The sequence below is a fragment of the Bradyrhizobium pachyrhizi genome, from assembly GCF_001189245.1.
Classification (GTDB): Bacteria; Pseudomonadota; Alphaproteobacteria; order Rhizobiales; family Xanthobacteraceae; genus Bradyrhizobium; species Bradyrhizobium pachyrhizi.
The window spans coordinates 173,521-175,869 of the sequence record NZ_LFIQ01000024.1 but is presented as its reverse complement, the minus strand read 5'-3'; the positions used below and the strand labels follow the sequence as shown (position 1 = coordinate 175,869).

The following is a 2,349-nucleotide window of genomic DNA, read 5'->3' as shown; positions in this document are numbered from 1 at the left end:
GCCGCCGATCTCGGCCGCGACGCTCTCGGCGAGCTTGGCGTTGAGGTCGCAGACCGCGACCTTGGCGCCCTGCGCGGCGAGACGGCGCGCGGTCGCAGCGCCCAATCCCGATGCACCGCCGGTGACGATGGCGGCCTGGTCCTTCAACTGCATGGCTTTCTCCTGTTCGAGAACTAGACGAGTGTGATCACCGATGCCGGGGGCACCGGCGCATAAAGCGCTCCGATGATGTCCGTGCGATGCTCCTGCACCGCGCGCTGGTTGATCGAGCCCTTGTCGGTGACCTCGCCGCGATCGATCGACAGCGGCGTGTCGAGCAGGATCGCGCGCGCGATCCGGTTCGACGAGCCGGTGGCGCCGGCCAGCACGCGCGCGAAGCGCTCGCGGAAGGCCGCCCGCACCAGCGGATCGTTGGCCGCGGCCGCGATGTCGCCAGAGGCGAGCTGCGGGTTGATCAGGCGGCAGCCGTCGAGATCGAGGATCACGATCGCAGCAAGCTCGTCGCGGTTGAGCCCCGCGATCACGACGTCGCGCACCAGCGGCGCGCAGGAGCCGACGAAGCGCGCCCGCAACGGTCCGACACTGACCCAGGTGCCGCTCGCCAGCTTGAAATCCTCGGCGATGCGGCCGTCGAAATCGAACCCGGCATCGAGATCACCAGCGTCGGCGGGCTTCAGCGCGTCGCCGAACTTATAAAAGCCTTCCTCGTCGAACGCCTTGGCGGTCAGCTCGGGCTGCCGCCAGTAGCCCGGCGTCACGTTCGGGCCCCTGGCGCGGACCTCGAGCTTGCCGTTGTTCGGAACGAGCTTCGCATCATTGCCCGACACCGGAAGCCCGACATGGCCGGAGCGGCTGGTATCCGGGCGCACCGACATGAAGAACGGCGAGGTCTCGGTGGCACCGAGGCCGGTCAGCATCGGCACACGATAGCCCTTCTCCTGCACGGCGAGCGCATCGAGGCTGTTCCAGACGAACGGCGACAGCGCGGCGCCCGAGAAGAACATCGCATGCAGCCGGTCGAAGAATCTTGCCCGCAGACCGGCGTCGTCGCGCAGATAGGGCAGCAGCGATTCATAGCCTTTCGGCACGTTGAAATAGACCGTCGGCGAGATCTCGCGCAGGTTCCGCACCGTCTCCTCGATGCCGCCGGGCATCGGCTTGCCCTCGTCGAGATACATCGAGCCGCCGTTATAGAGCGTCAGCCCGACATTGTGATTGCCGCCAAAGGTGTGATTCCACGGCAGCCAGTCGACGATGACCGGCGGCTCGTCCTTGAGGAACGCCAGCGTCTCGCGCAGCATCACCTGGTTGGCGCAGATCATGCGCTGGGTGTTGATGACGGCCTTGGGATTGCCGGTCGACCCCGACGTCAGCAGGAATTTCGCGATCGTGTCCGGACCGATCGCCGCATGGGTCGCATCGAGGCGCGGGTCTTCCGGCGTCGCCAAGAGACCGGCGAGGCGCGTCACCTCACGGCCGGGCACGGTGCCGCGGCTTGCGGCGATCTCGACGTCGGATCCGACATTGGTACGCAGCGCGTCGGCGAACTTGTCGGCATCGTCGACAAAGATGAGGCCTGGCGTCAGAAGCTTGATGACGAAGCTGAGCTTGCCATAGTCGCGCGACACCAGCGAATAGGCCGGCGACACCGGGCAGAACGGAACGCCGGCATAGAGCGCGCCGAGCGCCATCAGGGCATGATCGATCGAATTGCCCGACAGGATCACGATCGGCCGCTCGGCCGACAATCCGCGCACGATCAAGGCGGAGGCGATGCGCCTGATAGCCTCGAGCAATTGCGCGTAGGTGATTTGCCGCCAGCCGCCACCGGCGGCACGCTCGGCCATGAACACGCGGTTCGGCTCGGCCTTCGCCCAGTGGTGCAGCCGATCGGTGATGCGAACCGGAAAATCAGCGAGGCTGAGCTTCGGTCGGAGATAGATGGTGCCGTCGTCGCGGCGCTCGACGGTGACGTCAGGATTGCCGAACGAGATCGGGCGCAGCGGATGCGCGCTCGCAGTGTTCCCAGACGGCGCGGCGCTCATGTCGGCTTCACCTTGGCGGTCTTGCGATCAAGAAACGCGCGGATGCGCTTCTTGGCTTCCTTGTCGCTCTGCGCCACCGTCGCCATCAGCGATTCCATCAACAGGCCGGTCTGCGGATTGGCCTCGGCGATCATCGGCAGCGCCTGCAACACGGCGAAGTTGGTCAGCGGCGCATTGGCGGCGACGCGCTCGGCCAGCTCCAGCGCTTTCGGCAGCGCGCCGTCGGCCTCGGTGAGATATTGCGAGAAGCCGTAGGCGGCACCCTCGGTCGCCGAATAGACCCGCCCGGTCAGCATCATGTCCG

The 2,349-nt window shown here is 66.6% G+C and carries 3 protein-coding genes; all 3 read right to left on the bottom strand.

What is annotated here, in order from left to right; all coding sequences use genetic code 11:
- A partial coding sequence (locus tag AKL29_RS44140) for an SDR family NAD(P)-dependent oxidoreductase (protein WP_244481684.1) occupies window positions 1-153 on the bottom strand: 153 nt, incomplete at its 3' end.
- A 20-nt stretch (window positions 154-173) separates the two neighbouring features.
- Window positions 174-2,045 carry a feruloyl-CoA synthase gene (locus tag AKL29_RS01665; protein WP_050382612.1) on the bottom strand — a complete coding sequence of 624 codons (1,872 nt, stop codon included), beginning with the start codon at window positions 2,043-2,045 and terminating at the stop codon, window positions 174-176.
- The coding region (locus AKL29_RS44135) for a Clp protease/crotonase-like domain-containing protein (protein ID WP_488230415.1) at window positions 2,042-2,349 on the bottom strand (308 nt) is incomplete at its 5' end. The genes AKL29_RS44135 and AKL29_RS01665, both read right to left, overlap by 4 nt.

What these genes read in the sequence shown, in the direction of transcription:
- AKL29_RS01665 (WP_050382612.1), bottom strand. Translation starts at nt 2,045, where the DNA reads ATGAGCGCCGCGCCGTCTGGGAACACTGCGAGCGCGCATCCGCTGCGC.